This is a genomic window from Facklamia sp. P9177 (assembly GCF_050409585.1).
GTDB lineage: Bacteria > Bacillota > Bacilli > Lactobacillales > Aerococcaceae > Facklamia.
This window is the reverse complement of the sequence record NZ_JBNUPE010000005.1, coordinates 78,545-101,084: the sequence shown is the minus strand read 5'-3', so window position 1 is coordinate 101,084 and position 22,540 is coordinate 78,545. Positions and strand designations below refer to the sequence as shown.

Genomic DNA, 22,540 nt, shown 5'->3' with positions numbered 1-22,540 from the left:
TAGTTTTAAATTAAATATAAAATCGAATAGTTAGAATGATTACGGTGATTAAAATCATGACAATTAAAACAATCACGTCGTTGCGATCATAATCTAAGTAACGGTACTTTGTTCGCCCCTCAGCACCATGATACCCACGTGATTCCATGGCCGTAGCTAGTTCCTCTGCTCGATTAAAAGCGGAAACAAATAGTGGAACAAGTATAGGAACAATTGCTTTCATCCGTTCCATCATAGACCCTTCATCAAAATCCACTCCTCTTGAACGTTGAGCATTCATTATAGTTTGAGCCTCATCTAAAAGTGTCGGTACATAACGTAAGGCAATTGACAACATTAAGGCTACTTCATGCGATGGAAATCCAAAATGTGTTAAAGGACGCAACAGATGTTCAATACCATCAGTTAACTCAAGCGGAGCAGTTGTTAAAGTTAAAATGGTTGACATCATAATAATTAAGAACAAACGCATAAAGATATAAAAGCCGCCTAATAATCCTAGCGATGTAATCGAAATGGGTCCCCAATTAAAATAAACCTGTCCTCCTGTTGTAAACAATATCTGAAAAATGACCGTAAAAAGAATAATCCATAGCATAGGCTTTAATCCCTTAAAGAAAAAACTAAGCTTCAACCGACTCAATTTGATGCCTATTAACAATACTAGAAATAAAGTTCCATATCCTACTACATTATTTGCAAAAAAAACAAGTAAAATAAAATAGAAAGTAGCAATCAATTTAGTGCGAGGATCGAGCGCATGAATCCATGAATCAATTTGAATATAGCGGCCGATTAATATCTTATCATTCATTAGCGCTAGCCTCCCAATCATTTTGTTGATGATTAATGTCAATTAGAATCTCTGCTAGTTGTTCTACTGTTAGAGGAGATTGCTTAATTTTTTTCATGAGATCTTCAGGAATTTTATCATCTAATAAATCAATAAACGCTAAAGTCTGTGGTAAACCTAATTGCTTTTCTCTCAACCATTCGGGATCAGAGAATACTTCTGAAGGAGTTCCTTGCTTAACAATCTGGCCATTTTCCAAAACCACCACATTATCGGCATACTTGGCCACATCATCCATCTGATGAGTAACTAATACGAGAGAAAGATGATAGTCCTTTTGCAATTGCATAAACATTTCCAGCATGGTGATTTGTCCCAGTGGATCCAGACCAGCCGTTGGCTCATCTAAAATTAAAACTTCTGGTTGCAATGCCAGTACACCGGCGATAGCAACTCTCCGCATTTGACCTCCACTTAAATCAAATGGTGACCGCTCAAAAAGTTCTTCATCGATTCCCACTAAACTTAGCATATCACGGGCAATTCGCTCGGCTTCTTCTTTAGAAACACCAAAATTTTGTGGACCGAACATAACATCTTTTAACACTGTTTCTTCAAAGAGTTGACTTTCGGGAAATTGAAAAACTACACCTATTTTTTTTCTTAGTGCTTTAAGGTTTTTATCTTTTGATTCGGATGTGATCACCCGACCGTCAATAATCAATTTGCCCCTAGTTGGTTTTAATAAGACGTTTAGGTGTTGGATAAGGGTAGATTTACCTGATCCTGTATGACCTATAATAGCTGTGACTTTTCCTTGTGGGATTTCTAAATCAATCCCTTTAAGTACAGGAACTTCAAAGGGGGTTCCTGGCGAATAAGTGAAATCTACTTGTTCAAATACGATTGAGATAGCCATTCTGCCATTTCCTCCTCTGTTAAGTAGTAGTCTGGGACATCCATTCCCTTTTCTTTTAGTTGCAAACGTAATTTCTCAGCAAAAGGAAGATCTAAACCCATTTCAATTAGGGATGTACCCATAGAAAAAATGTTAGCAGGAATATCTTTATAAATTACTTTTCCTTCTTTTAAAACGATGATTTGATCAGCTAGACTGGCTTCATCAATATCATGAGTAATGGAAATGACCGTCAATCCATACTTTTCTTTGATTTCTCGAACGACTTCGACCACTTCTTTGCGTCCTAAAGGATCCAACATAGCCGTTGATTCATCCATGATGATAATGTCTGGACGTAAAGCAACAACTCCAGCAATGGCAATTCTTTGTTTTTGCCCACCTGAAAGTCTTGCTGGCTCTTTTTTTAAGAAATCAAGCATTCGGACTTGTTGAACAGCTTCTTTTACGCGAACTTTCATTTCTTCACGATTGACCCCGTTATTTTCAAGACCGAAGGCCACGTCATCTTCAACAGTCGCACCGACGAATTGGTTATCAGGGTTTTGAAAGACCATACCAACTGATCGACGAATATCCCAAACAGTCTCTTCTTGTAACTTCATGCCTTTAACGTATATTTCTCCTTCGTAAGGCACTAGAAGACCATTAATCGTCTTTGAAAGAGTAGACTTGCCCGATCCATTCGGACCAATGAGCGCTACCCATTCCCCTTTATTGATACTTAAAGAGATATCCTTAATAGCGTCTTTCTCGGCACCAGGATACTGAAAAGAAACTGAATCGATTCGGATAATTTCTTCTTTCATTATTGTCTCCTTAAAAGATATTCTTATATTAATAGTTAAAGTCGTTTGCTTTCCTTAACTATTAATACAAGTTTTATGTATAAAAAAAACACTTGAAGATGATAGCAGGATTGAGATTAGAAATTCGGCTAATCCCAATCCACCAATTATATTGGTTGCTATAGAGCTAGACTCCTCGATTATCTCTTGAAATCATAACACTCTCCATCATCAAAGTGAATTAGTCAACTTAAGAAATAGCGTTATCTTAAACTAGCTCTAAGATAACCATCGGTGCACCGTCGCCACGACGAGGACCTTTCTTAAGGATACGTGTGTATCCACCATTACGTTCAGCGTAACGCTCAGCATAAGTATCAAACACACGATTTAATACAGTCTCAACCACTACCTCATCACCTTCGATACGAGCATCTGCAATTTCATTGCGTAAAAATGCTGCTGCACGACGACGAGAAGCTAAATCACCTTTTTTACCCAGAGTGATCATTTTATCAACTGTCTTACGAACTTCTTTAGCGCGGGCTTCAGTTGTTTCGATACGCTCGTTGATAATCACATCTGTCGTTAAATCACGTAGTAAAGCCTTACGTTGTGAACTCGTACGACCTAATTTACGATATGACATTCAGTTTCCTCCTTTACTCTCTACTAGTCTTCTTCACGTAAGCTTAATTCTAAACCAGCTAATTTATTTTTCACTTCATCTAATGACTTACGGCCGAGGTTACGAACCTTCATCATTTCAGCTTCGGATTTATTAGTTAGCTCTTGAATTGTATTTATTCCGGCACGCTTTAGACAATTATAAGATCGAACAGACAGATCAAGTTCTTCTATCGTCATGACAAGAACTTTTTCTTTTTCTGCTTCTTCTTTTTCTACCATAATTTCAGTATTACGTGCTTCATCATTCAAATCTACAAAGATATTTAAATGTTCAGTTAAAATTTTTGCAGCTAAACTTAGAGCTTTTTCTGGACTTATTGACCCATCGGTCCATATATCCAATGTAAGCTTATCATAAATATTTCGCTGTCCAATCCGAGTATTTTCAACTTGATAGTTTACTTTTTTGATTGGAGTGTAGATCGAATCAATCGGCAATACACCAATTGGTGTATCTTCTCGCTTATTATGTTCACTTCGAACAAATCCACGACCATTTGACACATTCATTTGCATATTCAATTGAGCACCTTCTGCTAAGGTACAAATATACAAGTCAGGGTTTAGGATTTCGATTTCATTATCATGAATAATATCTGCTGCTGTTACTGTTTTAGGACCTGCAACATTTAATTCGATCACCTTATCTTCTTCTGTATGTGTATTGAAAGCTACTTCTTTTAAATGCAAAATGATGGTTGGAACGTCTTCAACCACGCCTTTTATTGTAGCAAATTCATGAACTACGCCTTCAATTTGAACACTTGTAATCGCTGATCCTGGTAATGAAGATAACAAAATTCTACGTAATGAATTTCCAAGGGTTGTTCCATAACCACGTTCAAGTGGCTCAACGACAATTTTACCATACTTAGCATCGTCACTGATTTCAATCGTTCTAATATCTGGTTTTTCAATTTCGATCATCGATTATTTGCCCCTTTCAAAACGTTTGTCGCGATGATAATTTCGTTTCTAAACGGATTCTACACAATTATCATTATACACGGCGACGTTTTGGTGGACGGCATCCGTTGTGTGGAATTGGTGTAACATCACGAATAGCTGTAACATCTAATCCAGTTGCTTGTAATGAACGGATTGCAGACTCACGACCTGAACCTGGACCTTTAACAGTTACTTCGACTGTCTTCATGCCATGATCCATTGCTCCTTTAGCTGCAACCTCAGATGCCATTTGCGCTGCAAATGGAGTTGCTTTCTTCGAACCACGGAATCCAAGTGATCCAGCTGATGACCATGAAACAGCATTTCCATTCACATCAGTGATCATAACAATCGTATTGTTAAAGGTTGAACGAATATGAGCAATTCCTTTTTCAATATTCTTTTTAACACGACGACGACCTCTACGTGCTTGTTGTTTTGCCATGAATTTTAACCTCCTTTGTTAAGTTCTATCTAATTGGTTTCTTAGGACCTTTACGAGTACGTGCATTATTTTTAGTGTTTTGTCCACGTACAGGTAAGTTACGACGATGACGGATACCTCTTAATGAACCAATATCTTGAAGACGTTTGATGTTCATGCTGACCTCACGACGTAAGTCTCCTTCAACACGAATCTTATCAATGATTTCACGGATACGATCCAATTCGTCGTTCGTTAAATCTTTTACACGTGTATCTTCAGAAACATTTGCCTCTTCTAAGATTTTCTTAGCAGTTGAGTTGCCGATACCGAAGATATACGTTAAAGAAATAACCACACGTTTTTCGCGGGGAATATCTACTCCTGCAATACGAGCCATGCAATTTCCTCCTTCTTAATTATTATCCTTGACGTTGTTTGTGTTTTGGATTTTGACAAATCACCATAACTTTTCCTTTACGGCGAATAACTTTGCATTTTTCACAAATTGGTTTTACTGATGCTCTAACTTTCATTATACTCCTCCTTATTTCGTAGACTACTTAAAGCGATAGGTAATGCGGCCACGAGAAAGGTCATAAGGGGATAATTCAACAGTGACTTTATCTCCAGGTAGAATACGGATATAATTCATACGGATTTTACCAGAGACGTGTGCTAATATTTCATGACCATTCTCAAGTTCTACCTTGAACATAGCGTTCGGTAGAGTTTCCATAATAATACCTTCTACTTCAATTACATCATCTTTTGCCATTCACTTACCTCCTATGGACGAAGTTTTATAATTTACTTAACACTTCTTGAATCTTGCTATAAACTTGATCGATAGAATTTTCTCCACTCACTCGGTGCAACAATCCAAGTTCTTCGTAATAAGCTAGAATTGGTTGAATCGATTCCATTTGGAGATTAATACGATGAGCAACTTTTTCAGGTTTATCATCTTCACGTTGATAGAAGTCATGAGCGCCACATGAATCACATGTGTTCTCTACTTTTGGTGGATTATAAATCTTATGGTAACTTGCTCCACAAGATCCACAGATAATTCTTCCACTTAAGCGTTCTTTTAGAACTTCAGGAGCCACATCAATGTAAATAACGGCATCGATTTTAGAATCGAGGCTTTCAAGGTTGTCACTTAAAGCGCGGGCTTGTTGTAAAGTTCTTGGATAGCCATCCAACATAAAGCCATTTTCTTTTACGTCGCTTTGATTTAAACGTTCTTTAACAAGTCCGTTAGTAATTTCATCTGGAACGAGATTACCATTGTCGGTATATGATTTCGCCTCTAGTCCTAGTGGCGTCTCATCTTTAATCGCTTGCCTGAATATATCGCCAGTAGCAATATGGACAACCGGATAGTCTCGAGTAATTTGTTCACTCTGAGTTCCTTTACCAGCCCCAGGTAAACCCATTAATAATATATTCATTAATTAATCATCCTTTATATTTGTCTATTACGCAATTATAAATTCAAGAAACCTTGATACCGACGTTTAATCATACGACCTTCAATTTGCTTAGCTGTTTCAATCGCTACTCCAACTACAATTAGCAAACTTGTACCTGACAAAGCAATATTAGCGGGAACTTTCCAAATGAAGCTCACGACAATTGGTAATAGTGCAATCACTGTTAAGTAAATTGAACCTACACCACTCAAGCGATTAATTAAACGAGTAATGTAATCTTCAGTATCTTTTCCTGGCCGTACACTCGGAATATATGCAGCTTGTTTCTGTAAGTTTTCAGCTACCTTTTCTGGATTCACTTGAATTAATGAATAGAAGAAGGTGAATGCGATTAAAAGAATTGTATAGAATACCGCACCATACGGATGCTGAATGTTTAATACTTTGCTAAGTAATTCCATCACGCCACCCTCAGGATTTGGATTAATTAAACCGATAATCGTTTGAGGCGTAGTTAAAAATGATGTCGCAAAGATGACTGGAATAACTCCAGCAGAGTTAATTTTTAGCGGCAAATGCGCCATATGTCTAGCGCCAGATACTTTTTTGGAGTGGTGGATCGGGATGCGACGCTGAGCCCTTTCCATTATGACGACAATGGTTGTCATAACAATAAGAGCTAGAACAACTCCTAAACCAATTAGAATATTGATTCCCAATTTGTCGCCAGCTCCAATGATCATCGTATTCACAAAAGCGACAACTTCCTGTGGAATTTGTGCTAGAATACCTGACATAATTAAAATAGAAATCCCATTACCGACACCCTTACGTGTAATTTGTTCACCTAACCAAACGAGTAACATGCTGCCCGCTGTTAAGACAAGAGCAATTGTTAAATAGGTGGAAGGTTGTGGATTCTTAATTAAACCTAAACCGGACATACGGTTTAAACCATATGAAAGACCAGCTGATTGGATATAGCCTATGACTATGGCTAAGTATATCGTCCACTGGTTTAATTTACGTCGTCCCACTTCACCTTGCTTGGCCCATTCAGTAAACTTTGGAATAATATCCATTTGTAAGAGTTGAACAATAATGGAAGCTGTAATATAAGGCGAGACTCCCATAGCAAACAGTGAATACCGGCCTAAGGCTCCTCCACCAAATGTGTTTAAGAGCCCCAAAAGACCATTACTTGCTATTGAATCTAAAACTTTCGCATTTACTCCTGGCATAGGGATATGCGATCCTAATCTAAAGATTGCTAAAATAAACAAGGTGAAAAGAATTCTTCTTCTAACATCTCGCGAACTAAAAGCATTCTTAATAAATGTGAACATTAGATCACCTCGATTGAACCGCCAGCTGCAGTAATAGCTTCCTCTGCAGTTTTAGAGAACTTGCTAGCTTGAACAGTCAATTTTTTCTCTAAGTTACCCTCACCTAAGATTTTTACTCCTGATAATTCTTTTTTAATAACACCTGATTCAATCAATAAAGCCGGTGATACAACGGTTCCCTCGTCGAACATATTTAATGTCTCAAGATTAACAATTGCATAGTCTTTACGATTAACATTAGTGAAACCACGTTTTGGTAAACGTCTGAATAGAGGTTGTTGTCCTCCTTCAAATCCTAACCGTACACCGCCACCTGAACGCTGTTTATGTCCGCCTTGTCCACGACCAGCTAATTTACCGTTACCTGAACCTTGTCCACGACCTACACGGTTACGTTCCTTGCGCGCACCTTCAGCGGGTTTTAATGTGTGTAATTTCATATTGGCACCTCCTTATACTAGTATACTAGATTTAAGCTTCTTTTACTTCTACTAAGTGACTAATTGTTTGGAGCATTCCACGAATAGCTTCATTATCAGGTTTTATAACGGTTTTATAAGTTTTTGTTAACCCTAAAGCTTTGGCAGTAGCTACATGATTCTTTTTACGACCAATTAGGCTACGTTTTAAAGTGATTTCTAAGTTTGCCATGGACTTTCCTCCTAACTTAATAATTCTTCTACTGTTTTACCACGCAATTGAGCCACTTCTTCAACCACTTTTAGTTGCTTCAAAGCTTCAACAGTCGCGCGAATCATATTAATAGGTGTATTAGAACCTAATGATTTAGAAGTTACATCAGCAACACCTGCTAATTCCATAACGGCACGAACAGGCCCTCCTGCAGCCACTCCAGAACCGGCTTGTGCTGGTTTAAGCAGAACGCGTCCACCACAGAATTCACCGATAACTTCATGAGGAATCGTTGTTCCTGCCATTGGGACAGTTACTAGGTTTTTCTTAGCCGCTTCGATTGCCTTACGAATTGCTTCTGGAACTTCTTGAGCTTTACCGGTTCCAAAACCAACGTGTCCTTCTTTATCTCCAACAACTACAAGTGCTGAGAAACGTAAACGACGTCCACCTTTTACAACTTTAGTTACTCGGTTAATCGCTACTACACGTTCTTCAATTTCACCTAAATTTTCTGGTTTAATATTAACCATCGATCGGTTTCCTCCTTTTCTTAAAATTCGAGTCCATTTTCACGTGCAGCTTCAGCTAAGGCTTTAACACGTCCGTGATAGATATATCCGCCACGGTCAAATACTACGACTTTAATTCCTTTTTCAGCAGCGCGTTCAGCAATTAATTTTCCAACAGCAGAAGCTTGTTCTGTTTTACTTGCCTTAGCTACTGACTCATCTTTACTAGAGGCACTTGCTAGCGTCACACCCGCTACGTCATCAATTAATTGAGCGTAGATGTTTGTATTTGAACGAAATACGTTTAAGCGTGGGCACTCAGCAGTACCAGAAATCTTATTACGAATACGATTATGGCGTTTTTTACGCGACTTATTTTTATCTGGTTTAGTAATCACAATGGTCACCTCTTTAATTTAATTTTGAATTTAATTTGATAAATAATTCGATTATTTACCAGTTTTACCTTCTTTGCGAATAACATATTCATCAACATAACGAATTCCTTTGCCTTTATATGGTTCAGGTGGTCGAATGCCACGAATATTAGCTGCTAATTCGCCAACTTTTTCTTTATTATAACCGTTAACAATGATTTGTGTGTTTGAAGGAACTTCAAATGATACACCTTCTGAAGCTTCAAACTCAACCGGGTGTGAAAGACCTACGTTTAGAACTAACTTAGTACCTTGTAATTGAGCACGATATCCAACACCAATTAATTGAAGTTCTTTTTTAAAGCCTTCAGAAACACCAACAACCATATTATTAATTAAAGAACGGGTTGTTCCATGTAATGAGCGATTTACTTTTGAATCGTTTGGACGGCTAAATGTAATCTCTGATTCATTAATTTCAATCTTGATGTTTGGACTAACTTCTCTAGTTAATTCACCTTTTGGTCCTTTGACAGTCACTGTATGACCATCCATTGAAACGGTTACGCCAGCTGGAATTGTTACGGGATTATTTCCTATACGACTCACAGGGGCTGCACCTCCTTTAATTTTATAAGTTTTACCAAATATAAGCTAACACTTCGCCACCAATACCTTGTTGACGAGCTTCTTTATCTGTTATCACACCATTTGATGTTGAGATAATTGCAATCCCTAAACCATTTAGTACTTTAGGAATATCTTCTGACTTAGCATAAATACGTAATCCTGGTTTAGAAATACGCTTGATACCAGTAATAACCTTTTCATCATTACGGCCATACTTCAAGAAGATAGTGATTTCATTTTGTTTGTTATCTTCAGTGATTTCAAAGTTTTTGATGAAACCTTCTCTTTTTAAGATTTCAGCAATCGCAACTTTAGCATTTGAAGAAGGTGCAGATACTATTTTATGTCCTACACTGTTTGCATTACGAATTCTTGTTAGAAAATCTGCAATTGGATCTGTCATTGCCATGTGGATTTACCTCCTTTGATTAATTATATATTTCTTACCAGCTTGCTTTTTTAACGCCTGGAATTTGTCCTTTATAAGCAAGTTCGCGGAAGCAAATACGGCAAAGCTTGAACTTACGGTACACAGAGTGCGGACGACCACAACGTTCGCAGCGAGAATACTCTTGAACCTTGAACTTTGGTTTGCGTTGGTTTTTAATTCTCATTGATGTTTTAGCCAAAGATAATGCCTCCTTTATTTCTTGAATGGCATGCCTAATTCTTTTAGAAGGGCATGTGATTCTTCATCAGTGTTTGCAGTAGTTACAACAACAATGTCCATTCCACGTACTTTATCTACATTATCGTAACTAATTTCCGGGAAGATTAATTGTTCTTTAACACCTAGTGTGTAGTTACCACGACCGTCGAATGCACGGCTTGAAATCCCTTGGAAGTCTCTTACTCGTGGTAGTGCGACCGAGATTAATTTATCTAAGAAATCATACATTCTTTCGCCACGTAAAGTTACTTTTGCACCAATTGGCATGCCTTCACGTAAACGGAAACCAGCGATTGATTTCTTAGCTTTAGTAATGATTGGTTTTTGCCCAGAAAGTAAAGTTAATTCATCCACTGCTTTTTCTAAGTTTTTAGCATTTCCAGTTGCGTCACCCACACCCATGTTGACTACGATTTTCTCAACTTTTGGGACTTGCATAATTGAAGAATAATTAAATTGCTCTACCAATTTTGGGGCAACTTCATTAAGATATTTTTCTTTTAAACGATTTGTCATTTAAAGTTCCTCCCTTCTAATTAATTGATAGTTTTATCTGATTTTTTAGCAAAACGAACTTTTTTGCCATCTTCAAAGCGGTAACCTACACGACTTGCTTCGCCAGTTTCTGGATCCACTAATTGAACATTTGATACATGAATCGCTGCTGGGAATTCTTCAATTCCACCAGTTTGTGTTTGACTTGGCTTACGATGTTTCTTCGCAATGTTAATTCCTTCTACAACAACTCTATCTTCACTTGGAATACTTTTAATAACCGTACCTTGTTTCCCTTTATCTTTACCAGAAATCACAAGGACTTTATCTCCTGTTTTAATACGCATGAACTGTTTCCTCCTTTTTCTTAAAATTACAGAACTTCTGGAGCTAATGAAACAATCTTCATGAAGTTGTTATCACGCAATTCACGTGCAACTGGTCCAAAGATACGTGTCCCACGTGGGCTCTTATCGTCTCGAATAATTACACATGCATTTTCGTCAAACTTAATATAAGAACCATCCTTACGGCGAGCTCCTGATTTAGTTCGAACGATTACCGCTTTAACAACATCACCTTTTTTGACAACTCCACCTGGCGTTGCGTGTTTAACCGTTGCAACGATGACGTCGCCTATATTAGCTGTTTTGCGCCCTGATCCGCCTAACACTTTAATTGTCAACACTTCACGAGCTCCTGAATTATCAGCAACTTTTAATCGACTTTCCTGTTGAATCATTTCGTTATCCTCCTTCCGATTTTCGCAATTATTAGATAATTACTGCTTCTTCAACAATTTCTAATAAACGGAAGCGTTTCGTAGCAGATAATGGACGAGTTTCCATGATACGTACGATGTCGCCTTCTTTAGCTTGATTTAACTCATCATGAGCTTTATATTTCTTAGAATATTTTACACGTTTACCGTATTTAGGATGAATTTTACGTGTGTCTACTTGCACAGTAATGGTTTTGTCCATTTTATCTGACACTACACGTCCTTGGTAAACTTTACGTTGGTTACGTTCAGTCATTTAATATGTGCCTCCTTTGTCGTTTTTACTTAGACAATTCTTGCTCACGCAAGACTGTTTTTATGCGAGCAATAGATTTACGTACTTGACGTAAACGGGCAGTGTTTTCTAATTGTCCTGTTGCTAATTGGAATCGAAGGTTAAACAATTCTTGCTTAAATTCTTTTTCTTTTTCAACCATTTCAGCAGTGGATAATTCTCTTATTTCATTAATTTTCATTCGATTCACCACCATATTCTTCACGTTTTACAAATTTTGTCTTGATTGGCAATTTATGGGAAGCTAAACGGAAGGCTTCTCTAGCGATCTCTTCGCTCACACCGTCAATTTCAAATAGAACTTTTCCACGTTTTGTAGGTGCTACCCATCCTTCGGGTGCCCCTTTACCTTTACCCATACGAACACCAATAGCTTTACTTGTATATGATTTATGAGGGAAGATCTTAATCCATACTTTCCCACCACGTTTCATATAACGTGTCATAGCGATACGGGCAGCTTCGATTTGACGGTTGGTAATCCAACCTGTTTCTGTAGCTCTTAGACCGTATGATCCAAAGTCAACTTGCTTTCCACCTTTTGCTTCTCCGCGCATTTTACCACGGAATTCACGACGGTGTTTTACACGTTTAGGTACTAACATGATTAATTTCCTCCTCTCTGAGAGTTATTTTTAGTTGGTAAGATTTCACCACGACAAATCCATACTTTCACTCCAAGTTTTCCATATTGAGTGTCTGCTTCTTCCCAAGCATAATCAATATCAGAACGTAGCGTATGTAATGGAACTGTTCCTTCAGTATAGTGCTCAGTTCTTGCCATATCCGCACCATTTAAACGGCCAGAAACCATCGTTTTGACTCCTTTAGCGCCAGCTCTCATCACACGTTGGATGGCTTGCTTTTGAGCCCGACGAAATGCCACACGGTTTTCTAATTGTTGAGCGATATCTTCTGCAACTAATTTAGCATCTAATGCTGGTTCTTTAATTTCAACAATGTTTAATTGAACTTGTTTGCCGGTTAATTTATTTAGTTCAGCACGTAATACGTCGACTTCTGATCCACCTTTACCAATTACCATACCTGGCTTAGCTGTGTTAACAGAAACTACAACGCGGTTTGCTGCACGTTCAATTTGAATAACGGATACAGAGGCATCAGCTAATTTCTTGTAGAGATACTCACGAATCTTGATATCTTCGTGTAAATAGTCTGCATATTGCTTGTCTGCGTACCATTTAGTATCCCAATCGCGGATGATGCCAACTCGCATTCCAATCGGATGTACTTTTTGACCCATTAATTAAGCCTCCTCTTTTTCTGATACCACAATTGTAATGTGGCTTGTACGTTTTAAGATCGGTGAAGCTGACCCTTTAGCACGAGGACGGAAACGTTTCATGGTTGGTCCTTCGTTAACGTATGCTTCACTTACATACAACGTTTCTAAATCTAAGTCATAATTATGTTCAGCATTTGCAATAGCTGACATTAATACTTTTTCTATAATTGGTGAACCAGCTTTTGGAGTGAACTTCAAAATAGCCATTGCTTCTCCAACTTGCTTGCCCCTGATAAGATCCATTACTAAGCGAGCTTTACGAGGAGCAATTCGAACTGTTTTTGCCATTGCCTTAGCAGATGTAATTTGTTCAGACATCTTATATACCTCCTCTTATTAGCGTTTCTTAGTTTTCTTATCTTGGTCAACGTGGCCTCTATATGTACGTGTAGGAACGAACTCTCCTAACTTATGACCGACCATATCTTCTTGGATAAATACAGGCACGTGCTTACGGCCATCATATACAGCAATTGTCATCCCAATAAAATTAGGGAAAATTGTTGAACGACGAGACCATGTCTTAATCACTTGTTTTTTTTGGGCATCTTGTTGAGCCTCTACCTTTTTCATTAAATGTTCATCTATAAAAGGTCCTTTTTTCAAACTACGAGTCACAATGTAGCCTCCCTTCAGAATTTATTGGTTATTATTTCTTACGTCCACGAATAATTAATTTGCTAGATTTCTTCTTAGCGTTACGAGTTTTAACACCCATAGCTTTTTTACCCCATGGTGTCATTGGTGATGGACGACCGATTGGAGTACGACCTTCACCACCACCGTGTGGGTGATCGTTAGGGTTCATTACAGATCCACGAACAGTTGGACGTTTTGATAACCAACGAGAACGTCCTGCTTTACCAATATTAATCAATTCGTGTTGTTCGTTACCAACTGTTCCGATCGTTGCACGGCAAGTTGATAAGATCATGCGAACTTCACCTGAGTTCAGACGAACTAGAGTGTATTTGCCTTCTTGTCCTAAAACTTGAGCACTTGTACCAGCTGAACGAATTAATTGTCCACCTTTTCCTGGTTTTAATTCCACGTTGTGAATAACTGTACCAACCGGAATATTAGATAGTGCTAAAGCGTTTCCTATTTGGATATCCGCATTGTCACCAGACTCAATTTTTTGGCCTACTTTAAGGCCTTTAGGTGCTAGAATATATGTTTTAACACCGTCTTCATAATGCACTAGAGCAATGTTAGCAGTACGATTTGGATCGTATTCAATTGTTTTAATTGTTCCGACTACTCCATCTTTATTACGTTTAAAATCAATCACACGGTAAGCACGTTTATTTCCACCACCGTGGTGACGTACGGTTATTTTTCCTTGACCATTACGACCTGCACGTTGTTTTTTTGACTCTAACAAGCTTTTTTCAGGTGTTTTTGTAGTGATCTCTGAAAAATCATATCCAGTCATGTTACGACGTCCATTAGTCGTCGCTTTATAATGTTTAATTGCCACTGCGTTACCCTCCTATTTTAATATTTTCCAGAATTACTCAGCGTCTTCGCCAAACAATTCGATCCGGTTTGAATCTTCTGTTAAGGTAACCACTGCTTTTTTGTACTTACGAGTGAAACCTTGATAACGTCCCATTCTCTTTGCTTTTCCATCTACATTAATAGTATTAACTTTCGCTACTTTAACACCTTCAAACATTGCTTCAACAGCTTGCTTGATGTGAGTCTTATTAGCACGACGGTCAACCTCGAAAGTATATTTATTATCATCAATGGCTAGCATTGATTGTTCGGTAATTACTGGACGTAATAAAACTTCTGATAATTGCATTATGCTAAAGCCTCCTCTACTGTTGAAAGCGCAGCTCTTGTAATTAAGATACGATCCGCATTAATTACATCTAAAACATTCACATTCAAATCATCAATCACTTTTACATTTGGAATGTTACGTGCAGATAAGTACGCTGTTTCATTTGCACCTTCTAAGATTAATAATGTTTTGCTATCAATATTTAAGTTGTTTAATACCGCTTTGAATTCTTTTGATTTTGGTGCGTCAAAGACTAATTCATCAACAACTGTTAACTTCTCATCCATAACTTTTTGAGATAGTACAGAGTTTAAGGCTAAACGACGCATTTTCTTAGGTAATTTGTAACTGTATGAACGAGGTGTTGGTCCAAAGACAATTCCACCGCCTACCCACTGTGGTGATCTAGTAGAACCTTGACGCGCACGTCCAGTTCCTTTTTGTCTCCACGGTTTACGTCCTCCACCGCTAACGGCTGAGCGATTTTTAACCGCGTGAGTCCCTTGACGTAGTGAAGCTCTTTGCATTACGACTGCTTCGAAAACTACCGCTTCATTAGGTTCAATTCCGAAGATTGCTTCGTTTAATTCAACTTCTCCTGCTTGTGTTCCATCTTGTTTAAATAATGTAACTTTTGGCATTTGCTCGTTCCTCCCCTCTTAGATATTATTTAACTGTTTTAATTGCTTGTTTAATTTCAACGAGTGACTTCTTAGCACCTGGAACGTTTCCTTTAATAAGAATCACATTGTTTTCGCTATCTATTGATACGATTTCCAAGTTTTGAATAGTGATACGTTCGCCACCAGTTTGTCCAGGTAATTTTTTACCTTTAAACACTTTAGAAGCGTCTGACGCCATACCCATTGATCCAGGACGACGGTGGTAACGAGAACCGTGAGCCATAGGTCCACGAGATTGTCCGTGGCGCTTAATAGCTCCTTGGAAACCTTTACCTTTGGATGTACCCGTCACATCGACGATGTCACCAACTGCGAATGTTTCAACTGTGATTTCTTGCCCTACTTCATATTCTCCTAGCTCAACATCACGAAATTCGCGAACGAAGCGCTTAGGAGTAGCATTAGCTTTTGCTACATGACCCTTATGTGGTTTGTTAGTCAATACTTCACGTAAATCTTGGTATCCTACTTGAACTGCTTCATAGCCATCTGTTTCAACTGTTTTAACTTGTAAAACAACGTTTGCAGGAGCTTGGATAACAGTAACAGGAATTAATTCACCATTTTCAGTAAAGTATTGAGTCATTCCGACTTTAGTTCCTAAGATTCCTTTGGTCATGAGTACACCTCCATTATTTTATTTTTTATAATTTGATTTCTACGTCCACACCGCTTGGTAAGTCTAACTTCATTAAAGCGTCTACTGTTTTAGCAGTAGGGTTAACGATGTCGATCAAACGTTTGTGTGTACGCATTTCGAACTGCTCACGAGAATCTTTATACTTGTGTGTTGCACGAATAACTGTATAAACAGAACGGTCTGTTGGTAAAGGGATTGGACCCGATGTCTTAGCCCCTGTTCTTTGAGCAGATTCAACTATTTTCGCTGCAGAAACATCAAGAGCACGGTGCTCATAAGCTTTTAAGCGAATACGAATTTTTTGATTTGCCATTTTTATTTCCTCCTTCGTCAATATAAAATATGTGACTTGCTCCACAAGAATTTCTAACAAACCAGCCCTTGGCAACTTGTCCTGGCGTGTCACAACCTCTCGTTTCACTGCATATCTCCCTCTTCTCGAGGGATTGTGCCCATTTCGGGGCAGAACCCTCCAATTGACACAACCGATATTATACCGAAGATAGATTGCTAATGCAAGCGATAATCAAAGCTTTCTTGAGTATTTATAAAAAAAGATAGCTTTTATGTTTTTTTAGCTGCAGGAAAACTAATATCAATTTTCCTAGAAAAACATAATTGCTACCTTATTATATAGAGGATTTTAAATTATCTTACTTTAATTGTTTTTTAGCTTTTAAAGCAGCCACAGTAATGTAATTATACGGTTGGTTAAAGTGAGGTAGGAAGAAGGTATCTAATAAGGCTAACTTATCAATCGTAACTTCTTCTTGAATAGCTAGTGAAAACATATGGATTAATAAAGATACATCGTAATCTGAAGCTAGCTGAGCCCCTACTATCCGACGACTTGTCTTTTCATAGACAATTCTTATTTTGACTTGATGATTTTCAGGCATAAATCCGGGAAATTGTGTATCTTCATGTTCTACATAGTCTACATCAACACCTGCTAGTTCAGCTGCCTTTAACGTCAAACCAGTTGAGACTAATTTTAAGTTGAAAATATTAATTCCGTTTGATCCCTGTACACCAGCTCCTTCCAACTCAGTACCTGCAAGATTATGAGCTGCAACAATACCTGATCGAACCGCATTAGAAGCTAAGGCAATGTATGTTGTATCCTGAATGGCATTGGAGTAATTGCTGGCACAGTCTCCAATCGCATAGACATCATCATCTGATGTTTTAAAATGGCGGTCTACAAGATATGCTCCACCTTCAAATAAGTCGAGATGGTCTTTACCTAACTCGGTATTCGCTTGGAAGCCGATTGAATTAATTACCACATCTGCTTCATAAGTGCCCTTATCTGTTCTCACAGCCTTAACTTTACCGTTTTCACCGATATATTCTTGAACTAATTCACCAAAATGTGTTGATATGCCATTACGCTCTAAGTTTTGGTCCATCATCTTAGCGAATTCAGGATCATAGTAACTTGCTAGTGAAGTTTTTTCAGCATCAAAAATGCGAACGTTTTTTCCACGTCTCTTAGCAGCTTCAGCAATTTCGACACCGATATAACCTGCACCAATTACACAAACATTTTTTGCCCCTTTATCTGCTAAGGCTTTATCAACCGCTTGTCCTTCTTGGAATAATTTTAAGAAGTGTAATCCTTCCAAATCATGACCCGGGAATTTAGGAGTGATTGGCAATGATCCTGTAGCTAAGATTAATTTATCATAGCTTTCCTCAAGTTTTTCGCCATCTTTTTTCAGAGCGTATACCTTTTTATTCGAAAAATCGATGTTAGAAACCTCAGTTTCAGTATAAATTCGGGCTCTTTTTTAGCGAAAGCCTCCTCGTTTGTATAGAAAAGACCCTTATAATCATCAATTTGACGACCTACCCATAAAGCTGTTCCGCAGCCAAGATAAGAAAGATTTGAATTACGTTCCAACATCACAATTTCGTGCTCTGGATAATTTTCTAACAAAGTATTTGCCGCTGCTATTCCAGCATGGTTTGTTCCAATGATGATCACTTTCATAAATATTTCTGCCTCCAAATTGTTTTTTTCACAAGCTAATTGTACGCCTATATTTTACCATTCTCTCGAAAATAAGACAATTTTTACCCTTCTTTTTATCATGTGCTTTCATTAAACATTTTAGCGTTTAAATAAGCAACACTATTAAACTTACATAGCGTTAAAAACAATAATTTTTGTGGCTTATTTTAGATTGACAAGTAATAGTGTGCATTATATAATACGATAAGTTGCACTACTTAAATTTTTAGGAGGTTTGTTGATGAAACGTGTTTATGCATTTGGTGAAGGAAATGCCAAAATGAAGGATCTATTAGGCGGTAAAGGAGCCAACTTGGCTGAAATGACTAGTCTAGGCTTCCCTGTTCCCCAAGGATTTACTATTTCGACTCAAGCATGTTTGGAATACTTAGAGGAAGCTAAGGGGTTAAAAACTGAGCTTAAAGATGAAATTGCCGAAGCCGTGAGCCATCTTGAAGAAATCTCAGGCAAGACCTTTAATGATCCAGAAAAATTATTATTAGTTTCCGTTCGCTCTGGAGCAAAAATCTCTATGCCAGGTATGATGGATACTATATTAAACTTAGGGCTTAACGATGAAAATGTCTTAAAATTAGCTCAAATCACCAACAATGAACGTTTCGCATACGACTGTTATCGTCGTCTTCTACAAATGTATGGGAACGTCGTTTATGAAATCGATATGGCTAAGTTTGAAAAAATTCTTAAGCAAGTTAAATTAGACAATCATTTGCACTATGATTACGAATTGACAGCTGAACACCTTAAAGGAATTGTTAAAGATTATCAAGCTATCTATCAAGAAGAATTGAACCATCCATTCCCTCAAGATGTTTACCAACAGATTTACGCAGCGGTTGAAGCTGTCTTCAAATCTTGGAATAATCAACGGGCTATTGTTTACCGTCGCTTAAACAATATTCCAGATGACTTAGGTACTGCTGTTAACATCCAAGAAATGGTCTTTGGTAATAGTGGCGAAACTTCTGGTACAGGTGTTCTCTTCACACGTAATCCCGCAAACGGTAAGCACGAATTATACGGTGAGTACTTAACTAATGCACAAGGTGAAGACGTAGTTGCTGGTATACGTACCCCTGTTTCAATTAATCGTCTACGTGACCAATTCCCTAACATCTATCAACAAATCATAGAATTAACTGAGAAACTTGAAAAGCACTATTCGGATATGCAGGATATTGAGTTTACGATTGAGGATAAAAAATTGTATATTCTGCAAACAAGAAATGGCAAGCGGACTGCTCAAGCAGCTGTCAAAATCGCGGTGGACTTTGTAAATGAAGGCATCTTATCACCCGACCAAGCCCTTCTAACTATTAATCCAGAATCCCTCCATACATTGCTACACCCTGCCTTTGATCCGAATGCTCTAAATCAAGCTGAATTAGTTTCTAAGTTGGGCTTGCCAGCCAGTCCGGGTGCTGCAACTGGACAAATCGTTTTTGATGCAGTCACTGCAAAAGAGTGGGCAGATGCTGGCAAATCAGTTATTTTAGTGCGTCATGAAACTTCACCTGAAGATATTGTGGGTATGAACTCTGCTAATGGCATTGTAACCAGTCAAGGAGGAATGACTTCTCATGCAGCGGTTGTTGCTCGCGGAATGGGTAAATGCTGTGTAGCTGGTTGTAGTGAATTGGACATCAATGAAGATAAGAAGACTTTATCTTATCCTGGTGGTCAACTAAATGAAGGAGATATCATTTCTGTAGACGGTACGACAGGATGTCTTTACATCGGTGAAATCCCAACAGTTGCAGGCGGAGCAAATGAAGACTTAGATAAGGTCTTAGAATGGTCTCGTCAGCATGCTCAATTAGCTATTCGTATGAATGCCGAAACAGCTTCAGATATTGAAAACGGTTTACGTTTTGGAGCAGTTGGTATTGGACTAGTTAGAACTGAACATATGTTCTTCCAAGAAGACCGTCTAATAGCCATCCGCAAATTCTTACTTGCCAAAAACCCTGCTGATCGTCAAACATCTTTAGATGCTATCCGTAATTTCCAAACCGAAGATTTTTCACATATCTTTGAGTTAATGCAAGAAAAACCAGTGGTAGTACGTTTGCTAGATGCTCCTTTACATGAGTTTTTACCGCATGGTCAAAATGAAATCAAACAAGTTGCTAAACAACTTCAAATTGATGCTTCTGAATTGAGTGACCGGGTGCAGTCTATGAAGGAAGTTAACCCTATGATGGGCCACCGTGGTTGTCGTATGGGAATGTCCTACCCTGACTTATATATCATGCAAGCAGAAGCAGTTATCCGATCAGCTATGAAAGTAGCAAAAGACGGTGTTAAAGTTAAACCAGAAATCATGATTCCTTTAGTGAGTAGTCAAGCTGAATTAATTCACTTGAAAGCAAAAATAAAAGAACACTTAGAAAATGTTCTAAAGCAAGAAAAGGTAAGTATGGAATTTACAGTTGGAGTAATGGTTGAAACACCTCGTGCATGCTTAATTGCCGATCAATTAGCAAATGACGCTGAATTCTTCTCGTTCGGAACCAATGACTTGACTCAACTAACCTTTGGCTACTCACGAGATGACGCTGGTAAATTCTTAAATCAATACCTTGACCAAGGCATTTTAAAAGATGATCCTTTCCAAACTATTGATACTTTTGCTGTTAAAGAACTTGTTGAGATAGCTGTAGAACGAGGACGATCCGTGAAAGAAAACTTGAAAATTGGTGTTTGTGGAGAACTAGGAGGAGACCCTCGTTCCATTGAACACTTCCACCAAGTAGGGCTTTCATATGTATCTTGCTCACCTTACCGTGTACCAATTGCACAATTAGCCGCTGCACAAAGCGCTATTAAAAACGTATAATTAATTAACTAGGAGGGGAACTATGAAACTTTCACCCCGACAAGAAGAAATCATCTCAATCGTTAAAGAAAATGAACCAATCACCGGCGACGAAATTGCTAGTAAGCTTGGTTTAACAAAATCAACATTGCGTAGTGATTTCGCTGTCTTAACCATGACGGGCATCCTCGATGCTCGTCAAAAAGTAGGCTATATTTATTCTGGATTAACTGAAAAATCCTTATTATATGAAGCATTTTCAGAGTATCTTGTTAAAGATATTATGGTCCAGGCTATCACAGTTACACCTGATACTACAGTCCAAAACGCAATTACTCACTTATTTATGTATGATGCTGGTTCTATCTATGTAATTGATGAAGAAGACCACAAGCTAGCAGGTATCGTGTCGCGTAAGGATTTACTCCGCTCAGCGATTGGTCAGTTAATGGATACACCCTTAACCATTATAATGACCAGAATGCCAAATATTATTGTCGCTCAACCCGATCAAACGGTGCTTGATGCGGCACGCCTAATATCTGAACACCAGATTGATTCACTGCCAATCGTAACCGCTGACTATGAAATACTTGGCAAAGTATCAAAAACTCATATCGTGAATCTTTTGGTTGAATTAAGCCAATCGGAGGAATAATATGTCAGTAACCAATTCTTACAAATTCTATGTCATTTCCGACTCTGTCGGTGAAACAGCCCTACGCGCTACCAACGCCGCTTTAGCCCAATTCCCAAAGTTAACCAACATCAGTTTAAAAAGATTTCCATTTATTAACACCCGGGATGAATTAAAACCCATACTTGAAGAGGCTGCTAAAGTGAATGCGATTTTAATCACTACTTTAGTTGATGAAGGTCTAGAAAATTACGCCAGTGAGTTCTCAAAGAAAAACGGATTAGATTATCATAATGTAATCCACCCCATTCTAGACCTTATTTCACAAAAAACAAATATGACAGCTACTGAAAAATCAGGAACCCTACATCGACTCGATGATCACTACTTCGATCGTATTCAAGCCATTGAATTTGCAGTGAAGTACGATGATGGTAAAAATCGTAAAGGATTCGAATTAGCTGACATTGTATTGCTAGGAGTTTCACGCTCTTCCAAAACACCTTTAAGTATGTACCTAGCTAATAAATCATATAAGGTAGCCAACTTACCAATTTTTCCAGAAGTTCACATTCCTGATGAAATCTATCAGGCTGATTCACGAAGAATATATGGTTTGATTGCCTCTCCTCTATATATCCAAAACATTCGTAAAAAACGAGTCGAAATGATGGGGTTAGGTGAAAAAGCTACTTACTCTTCACTTGAGAGAGTAAAGCAAGAATTGATGTTCGCAGATGATTTATATCATCAACTAGGTGCCACCGTGATTAATGTAGAGAATCAATCGATTGAAGAGTTATCTGAACAAATCATTGGTCACTATAATCGACTGATTCAATAAATCGTAATTACAATCACAAAAAGCTCGCTCATTCAATTAAGA

At 38.1% G+C, this 22,540-nt stretch carries 35 protein-coding genes and 1 pseudogene; 3 read left to right on the top strand and 33 right to left on the bottom strand.

Annotation, left to right across the window (positions count from 1 at the left end; translation table 11 throughout):
• Nucleotides 1-10 precede the first annotated feature (10 nt).
• From ACQV18_RS04260 to nox, 33 genes and pseudogenes are all read right to left on the bottom strand, one after another.
• Nucleotides 11-814: an energy-coupling factor transporter transmembrane component T family protein gene (locus tag ACQV18_RS04260; protein ID WP_428873272.1), complete on the bottom strand. Its 804-nt coding sequence runs from the start codon at nucleotides 812-814 to the stop codon at nucleotides 11-13.
• The gene (locus ACQV18_RS04255) at nucleotides 807-1,712 is read right to left on the bottom strand and encodes an energy-coupling factor ABC transporter ATP-binding protein (protein WP_428873270.1); all 906 of its coding nucleotides are present in this window, start codon (nucleotides 1,710-1,712) and stop codon (nucleotides 807-809) included. Before ACQV18_RS04255 ends, ACQV18_RS04260 begins: the two co-directional genes overlap by 8 nt.
• On the bottom strand, nucleotides 1,682-2,521 hold the full coding sequence (locus tag ACQV18_RS04250) for an energy-coupling factor ABC transporter ATP-binding protein (protein WP_428873269.1): 840 nt from the start codon (nucleotides 2,519-2,521) through the stop codon (nucleotides 1,682-1,684). The genes ACQV18_RS04255 and ACQV18_RS04250 overlap by 31 nt, the downstream gene beginning before the upstream one ends.
• A 247-nt stretch (nucleotides 2,522-2,768) precedes the next feature.
• Nucleotides 2,769-3,149: a 50S ribosomal protein L17 gene (rplQ, locus tag ACQV18_RS04245; protein ID WP_258436808.1), complete on the bottom strand. Its 381-nt coding sequence runs from the start codon at nucleotides 3,147-3,149 to the stop codon at nucleotides 2,769-2,771.
• 23 nt (nucleotides 3,150-3,172) lie between these two features.
• A complete protein-coding gene (locus ACQV18_RS04240) occupies nucleotides 3,173-4,117 on the bottom strand; it encodes a DNA-directed RNA polymerase subunit alpha (RefSeq protein ID WP_428873268.1) in 945 nt (314 codons plus the stop codon).
• A 73-nt stretch (nucleotides 4,118-4,190) separates the two neighbouring features.
• The gene (gene rpsK, locus ACQV18_RS04235; protein ID WP_090289495.1) at nucleotides 4,191-4,583 is read right to left on the bottom strand and encodes a 30S ribosomal protein S11; all 393 of its coding nucleotides are present in this window, start codon (nucleotides 4,581-4,583) and stop codon (nucleotides 4,191-4,193) included.
• Between the two features lie 25 nt (nucleotides 4,584-4,608).
• Nucleotides 4,609-4,962 (bottom strand): 30S ribosomal protein S13, encoded by a 354-nt coding sequence (rpsM, locus tag ACQV18_RS04230; RefSeq protein ID WP_428873267.1) that lies wholly within the window; start codon nucleotides 4,960-4,962, stop codon nucleotides 4,609-4,611.
• 22 nt (nucleotides 4,963-4,984) lie between these two features.
• A complete protein-coding gene (rpmJ, locus tag ACQV18_RS04225; protein ID WP_006908512.1) occupies nucleotides 4,985-5,098 on the bottom strand; it encodes a 50S ribosomal protein L36 in 114 nt (37 codons plus the stop codon).
• A gap of 23 nt (nucleotides 5,099-5,121) precedes the next feature.
• The gene (infA, locus tag ACQV18_RS04220; protein WP_090289497.1) at nucleotides 5,122-5,340 is read right to left on the bottom strand and encodes a translation initiation factor IF-1; all 219 of its coding nucleotides are present in this window, start codon (nucleotides 5,338-5,340) and stop codon (nucleotides 5,122-5,124) included.
• Between the two features lie 25 nt (nucleotides 5,341-5,365).
• A complete protein-coding gene (locus ACQV18_RS04215; RefSeq protein ID WP_428873266.1) occupies nucleotides 5,366-6,019 on the bottom strand; it encodes an adenylate kinase in 654 nt (217 codons plus the stop codon).
• A 35-nt stretch (nucleotides 6,020-6,054) separates the two neighbouring features.
• A complete protein-coding gene (gene secY / locus ACQV18_RS04210) occupies nucleotides 6,055-7,347 on the bottom strand; it encodes a preprotein translocase subunit SecY (RefSeq protein ID WP_428873264.1) in 1,293 nt (430 codons plus the stop codon).
• Nucleotides 7,347-7,787, bottom strand: coding sequence for a 50S ribosomal protein L15 (rplO, locus tag ACQV18_RS04205; protein ID WP_428873262.1), 441 nt, complete (start codon nucleotides 7,785-7,787; stop codon nucleotides 7,347-7,349). Before rplO ends, secY begins: the two co-directional genes overlap by 1 nt.
• A 31-nt stretch (nucleotides 7,788-7,818) precedes the next feature.
• Entirely contained in the window at nucleotides 7,819-7,998 is a 180-nt protein-coding gene (gene rpmD / locus ACQV18_RS04200; protein WP_428873260.1) for a 50S ribosomal protein L30, read from the bottom strand.
• Between the two features lie 11 nt (nucleotides 7,999-8,009).
• Complete coding sequence (gene rpsE, locus ACQV18_RS04195) at nucleotides 8,010-8,513, bottom strand: 30S ribosomal protein S5 (protein ID WP_428873259.1); 504 nt, start codon at nucleotides 8,511-8,513, stop codon at nucleotides 8,010-8,012.
• A 20-nt stretch (nucleotides 8,514-8,533) separates the two neighbouring features.
• On the bottom strand, nucleotides 8,534-8,890 hold the full coding sequence (gene rplR, locus ACQV18_RS04190; protein ID WP_428873258.1) for a 50S ribosomal protein L18: 357 nt from the start codon (nucleotides 8,888-8,890) through the stop codon (nucleotides 8,534-8,536).
• Nucleotides 8,891-8,941: 51 nt separating this feature from the next.
• Complete coding sequence (rplF, locus tag ACQV18_RS04185; protein ID WP_428875090.1) at nucleotides 8,942-9,478, bottom strand: 50S ribosomal protein L6; 537 nt, start codon at nucleotides 9,476-9,478, stop codon at nucleotides 8,942-8,944.
• A gap of 31 nt (nucleotides 9,479-9,509) precedes the next feature.
• The gene (gene rpsH / locus ACQV18_RS04180) at nucleotides 9,510-9,908 is read right to left on the bottom strand and encodes a 30S ribosomal protein S8 (protein ID WP_428873254.1); all 399 of its coding nucleotides are present in this window, start codon (nucleotides 9,906-9,908) and stop codon (nucleotides 9,510-9,512) included.
• 34 nt (nucleotides 9,909-9,942) lie between these two features.
• Nucleotides 9,943-10,128, bottom strand: a complete 186-nt coding sequence (locus ACQV18_RS04175) for a type Z 30S ribosomal protein S14 (RefSeq protein WP_428873252.1) — start codon at nucleotides 10,126-10,128, stop codon at nucleotides 9,943-9,945.
• Nucleotides 10,129-10,142: 14 nt separating this feature from the next.
• A complete protein-coding gene (gene rplE, locus ACQV18_RS04170) occupies nucleotides 10,143-10,685 on the bottom strand; it encodes a 50S ribosomal protein L5 (protein WP_428873250.1) in 543 nt (180 codons plus the stop codon).
• 20 nt (nucleotides 10,686-10,705) lie between these two features.
• On the bottom strand, nucleotides 10,706-11,011 hold the full coding sequence (gene rplX, locus ACQV18_RS04165; RefSeq protein ID WP_428873248.1) for a 50S ribosomal protein L24: 306 nt from the start codon (nucleotides 11,009-11,011) through the stop codon (nucleotides 10,706-10,708).
• Nucleotides 11,012-11,037: 26 nt separating this feature from the next.
• Entirely contained in the window at nucleotides 11,038-11,406 is a 369-nt protein-coding gene (gene rplN / locus ACQV18_RS04160; RefSeq protein ID WP_090289509.1) for a 50S ribosomal protein L14, read from the bottom strand.
• Nucleotides 11,407-11,437: 31 nt separating this feature from the next.
• Nucleotides 11,438-11,701, bottom strand: a complete 264-nt coding sequence (gene rpsQ / locus ACQV18_RS04155) for a 30S ribosomal protein S17 (protein WP_428873246.1) — start codon at nucleotides 11,699-11,701, stop codon at nucleotides 11,438-11,440.
• A 25-nt stretch (nucleotides 11,702-11,726) separates the two neighbouring features.
• Nucleotides 11,727-11,921 (bottom strand): 50S ribosomal protein L29, encoded by a 195-nt coding sequence (rpmC, locus tag ACQV18_RS04150; RefSeq protein WP_090289511.1) that lies wholly within the window; start codon nucleotides 11,919-11,921, stop codon nucleotides 11,727-11,729.
• Complete coding sequence (gene rplP / locus ACQV18_RS04145) at nucleotides 11,911-12,345, bottom strand: 50S ribosomal protein L16 (protein WP_258436790.1); 435 nt, start codon at nucleotides 12,343-12,345, stop codon at nucleotides 11,911-11,913. The genes rpmC and rplP overlap by 11 nt, the downstream gene beginning before the upstream one ends.
• Before the next feature lie 2 nt (nucleotides 12,346-12,347).
• Nucleotides 12,348-13,004: a 30S ribosomal protein S3 gene (gene rpsC, locus ACQV18_RS04140; protein WP_428875089.1), complete on the bottom strand. Its 657-nt coding sequence runs from the start codon at nucleotides 13,002-13,004 to the stop codon at nucleotides 12,348-12,350.
• Between the two features lie 3 nt (nucleotides 13,005-13,007).
• Nucleotides 13,008-13,364 (bottom strand): 50S ribosomal protein L22, encoded by a 357-nt coding sequence (gene rplV, locus ACQV18_RS04135; protein ID WP_428873243.1) that lies wholly within the window; start codon nucleotides 13,362-13,364, stop codon nucleotides 13,008-13,010.
• A gap of 18 nt (nucleotides 13,365-13,382) precedes the next feature.
• Nucleotides 13,383-13,664: a 30S ribosomal protein S19 gene (rpsS, locus tag ACQV18_RS04130; RefSeq protein ID WP_090289515.1), complete on the bottom strand. Its 282-nt coding sequence runs from the start codon at nucleotides 13,662-13,664 to the stop codon at nucleotides 13,383-13,385.
• Between the two features lie 31 nt (nucleotides 13,665-13,695).
• Nucleotides 13,696-14,526 carry a 50S ribosomal protein L2 gene (gene rplB, locus ACQV18_RS04125; protein ID WP_428873242.1) on the bottom strand — a complete coding sequence of 277 codons (831 nt, stop codon included), beginning with the start codon at nucleotides 14,524-14,526 and terminating at the stop codon, nucleotides 13,696-13,698.
• A gap of 33 nt (nucleotides 14,527-14,559) precedes the next feature.
• Nucleotides 14,560-14,856, bottom strand: coding sequence for a 50S ribosomal protein L23 (locus ACQV18_RS04120; RefSeq protein ID WP_090289517.1), 297 nt, complete (start codon nucleotides 14,854-14,856; stop codon nucleotides 14,560-14,562).
• Entirely contained in the window at nucleotides 14,856-15,479 is a 624-nt protein-coding gene (gene rplD, locus ACQV18_RS04115; RefSeq protein ID WP_428875087.1) for a 50S ribosomal protein L4, read from the bottom strand. Before rplD ends, ACQV18_RS04120 begins: the two co-directional genes overlap by 1 nt.
• 25 nt (nucleotides 15,480-15,504) lie before the next feature.
• Complete coding sequence (rplC, locus tag ACQV18_RS04110) at nucleotides 15,505-16,140, bottom strand: 50S ribosomal protein L3 (protein WP_428873239.1); 636 nt, start codon at nucleotides 16,138-16,140, stop codon at nucleotides 15,505-15,507.
• A 25-nt stretch (nucleotides 16,141-16,165) separates the two neighbouring features.
• Nucleotides 16,166-16,474, bottom strand: coding sequence for a 30S ribosomal protein S10 (rpsJ, locus tag ACQV18_RS04105; RefSeq protein WP_428873238.1), 309 nt, complete (start codon nucleotides 16,472-16,474; stop codon nucleotides 16,166-16,168).
• Between the two features lie 340 nt (nucleotides 16,475-16,814).
• Nucleotides 16,815-18,157: pseudogene (nox, locus tag ACQV18_RS04100) on the bottom strand (H2O-forming NADH oxidase).
• A 262-nt stretch (nucleotides 18,158-18,419) separates the two neighbouring features.
• Between nox and ppdK the strand changes: the two are divergent.
• From ppdK to ACQV18_RS04085, 3 genes are read left to right on the top strand one after another with little or no spacing between them, the layout of a single operon-like run.
• A complete protein-coding gene (gene ppdK / locus ACQV18_RS04095; protein ID WP_428873235.1) occupies nucleotides 18,420-21,038 on the top strand; it encodes a pyruvate, phosphate dikinase in 2,619 nt (872 codons plus the stop codon).
• A gap of 22 nt (nucleotides 21,039-21,060) precedes the next feature.
• Nucleotides 21,061-21,675 (top strand): helix-turn-helix transcriptional regulator, encoded by a 615-nt coding sequence (locus tag ACQV18_RS04090; protein WP_258436781.1) that lies wholly within the window; start codon nucleotides 21,061-21,063, stop codon nucleotides 21,673-21,675.
• 1 nt (nucleotide 21,676) lies between these two features.
• Nucleotides 21,677-22,498 (top strand): pyruvate, water dikinase regulatory protein, encoded by an 822-nt coding sequence (locus ACQV18_RS04085; protein ID WP_428875347.1) that lies wholly within the window; start codon nucleotides 21,677-21,679, stop codon nucleotides 22,496-22,498.
• Nucleotides 22,499-22,540: the final 42 nt, after the last annotated feature.

Coding starts and splice junctions, on each gene's coding strand:
- rpsC (WP_428875089.1), bottom strand. CDS start 13,004: ATGGGTCAAAAAGTACATCCGATTGGAATGCGAGTTGGCATCATCCGC.
- secY (WP_428873264.1), bottom strand. CDS start 7,347: ATGTTCACATTTATTAAGAATGCTTTTAGTTCGCGAGATGTTAGAAGA.
- rplP (WP_258436790.1), bottom strand. CDS start 12,345: ATGTTAGTACCTAAACGTGTAAAACACCGTCGTGAATTCCGTGGTAAA.
- rpsK (WP_090289495.1), bottom strand. CDS start 4,583: ATGGCAAAACAACAAGCACGTAGAGGTCGTCGTCGTGTTAAAAAGAAT.
- rpmD (WP_428873260.1), bottom strand. CDS start 7,998: ATGGCAAACTTAGAAATCACTTTAAAACGTAGCCTAATTGGTCGTAAA.
- ppdK (WP_428873235.1), top strand. CDS start 18,420: ATGAAACGTGTTTATGCATTTGGTGAAGGAAATGCCAAAATGAAGGAT.
- rpsE (WP_428873259.1), bottom strand. CDS start 8,513: ATGGTTAATATTAAACCAGAAAATTTAGGTGAAATTGAAGAACGTGTA.
- rplO (WP_428873262.1), bottom strand. CDS start 7,787: ATGAAATTACACACATTAAAACCCGCTGAAGGTGCGCGCAAGGAACGT.
- rpsJ (WP_428873238.1), bottom strand. CDS start 16,474: ATGGCAAATCAAAAAATTCGTATTCGCTTAAAAGCTTATGAGCACCGT.
- rpsH (WP_428873254.1), bottom strand. CDS start 9,908: ATGGCAATGACAGATCCAATTGCAGATTTTCTAACAAGAATTCGTAAT.
- rplX (WP_428873248.1), bottom strand. CDS start 11,011: ATGCGTATTAAAACAGGAGATAAAGTCCTTGTGATTTCTGGTAAAGAT.
- ACQV18_RS04255 (WP_428873270.1), bottom strand. CDS start 1,712: ATGGCTATCTCAATCGTATTTGAACAAGTAGATTTCACTTATTCGCCA.
- rplN (WP_090289509.1), bottom strand. CDS start 11,406: ATGATTCAACAGGAAAGTCGATTAAAAGTTGCTGATAATTCAGGAGCT.
- rpsQ (WP_428873246.1), bottom strand. CDS start 11,701: ATGACTGAACGTAACCAACGTAAAGTTTACCAAGGACGTGTAGTGTCA.
- ACQV18_RS04240 (WP_428873268.1), bottom strand. CDS start 4,117: ATGATCGAAATTGAAAAACCAGATATTAGAACGATTGAAATCAGTGAC.
- rpsM (WP_428873267.1), bottom strand. CDS start 4,962: ATGGCTCGTATTGCAGGAGTAGATATTCCCCGCGAAAAACGTGTGGTT.
- ACQV18_RS04120 (WP_090289517.1), bottom strand. CDS start 14,856: ATGCAATTATCAGAAGTTTTATTACGTCCAGTAATTACCGAACAATCA.
- rplC (WP_428873239.1), bottom strand. CDS start 16,140: ATGACCAAAGGAATCTTAGGAACTAAAGTCGGAATGACTCAATACTTT.
- ACQV18_RS04085 (WP_428875347.1), top strand. CDS start 21,677: ATGTCAGTAACCAATTCTTACAAATTCTATGTCATTTCCGACTCTGTC.
- ACQV18_RS04215 (WP_428873266.1), bottom strand. CDS start 6,019: ATGAATATATTATTAATGGGTTTACCTGGGGCTGGTAAAGGAACTCAG.
- rplD (WP_428875087.1), bottom strand. CDS start 15,479: ATGCCAAAAGTTACATTATTTAAACAAGATGGAACACAAGCAGGAGAA.
- rpmC (WP_090289511.1), bottom strand. CDS start 11,921: ATGAAAATTAATGAAATAAGAGAATTATCCACTGCTGAAATGGTTGAA.
- ACQV18_RS04260 (WP_428873272.1), bottom strand. CDS start 814: ATGAATGATAAGATATTAATCGGCCGCTATATTCAAATTGATTCATGG.
- ACQV18_RS04250 (WP_428873269.1), bottom strand. CDS start 2,521: ATGAAAGAAGAAATTATCCGAATCGATTCAGTTTCTTTTCAGTATCCT.
- rpmJ (WP_006908512.1), bottom strand. CDS start 5,098: ATGAAAGTTAGAGCATCAGTAAAACCAATTTGTGAAAAATGCAAAGTT.
- infA (WP_090289497.1), bottom strand. CDS start 5,340: ATGGCAAAAGATGATGTAATTGAAGTAGAAGGTATTATTATGGAAACT.
- rplQ (WP_258436808.1), bottom strand. CDS start 3,149: ATGTCATATCGTAAATTAGGTCGTACGAGTTCACAACGTAAGGCTTTA.
- rplV (WP_428873243.1), bottom strand. CDS start 13,364: ATGTCTGAACAAATTACATCTGCTAAGGCAATGGCAAAAACAGTTCGA.
- ACQV18_RS04090 (WP_258436781.1), top strand. CDS start 21,061: ATGAAACTTTCACCCCGACAAGAAGAAATCATCTCAATCGTTAAAGAA.
- rplE (WP_428873250.1), bottom strand. CDS start 10,685: ATGACAAATCGTTTAAAAGAAAAATATCTTAATGAAGTTGCCCCAAAA.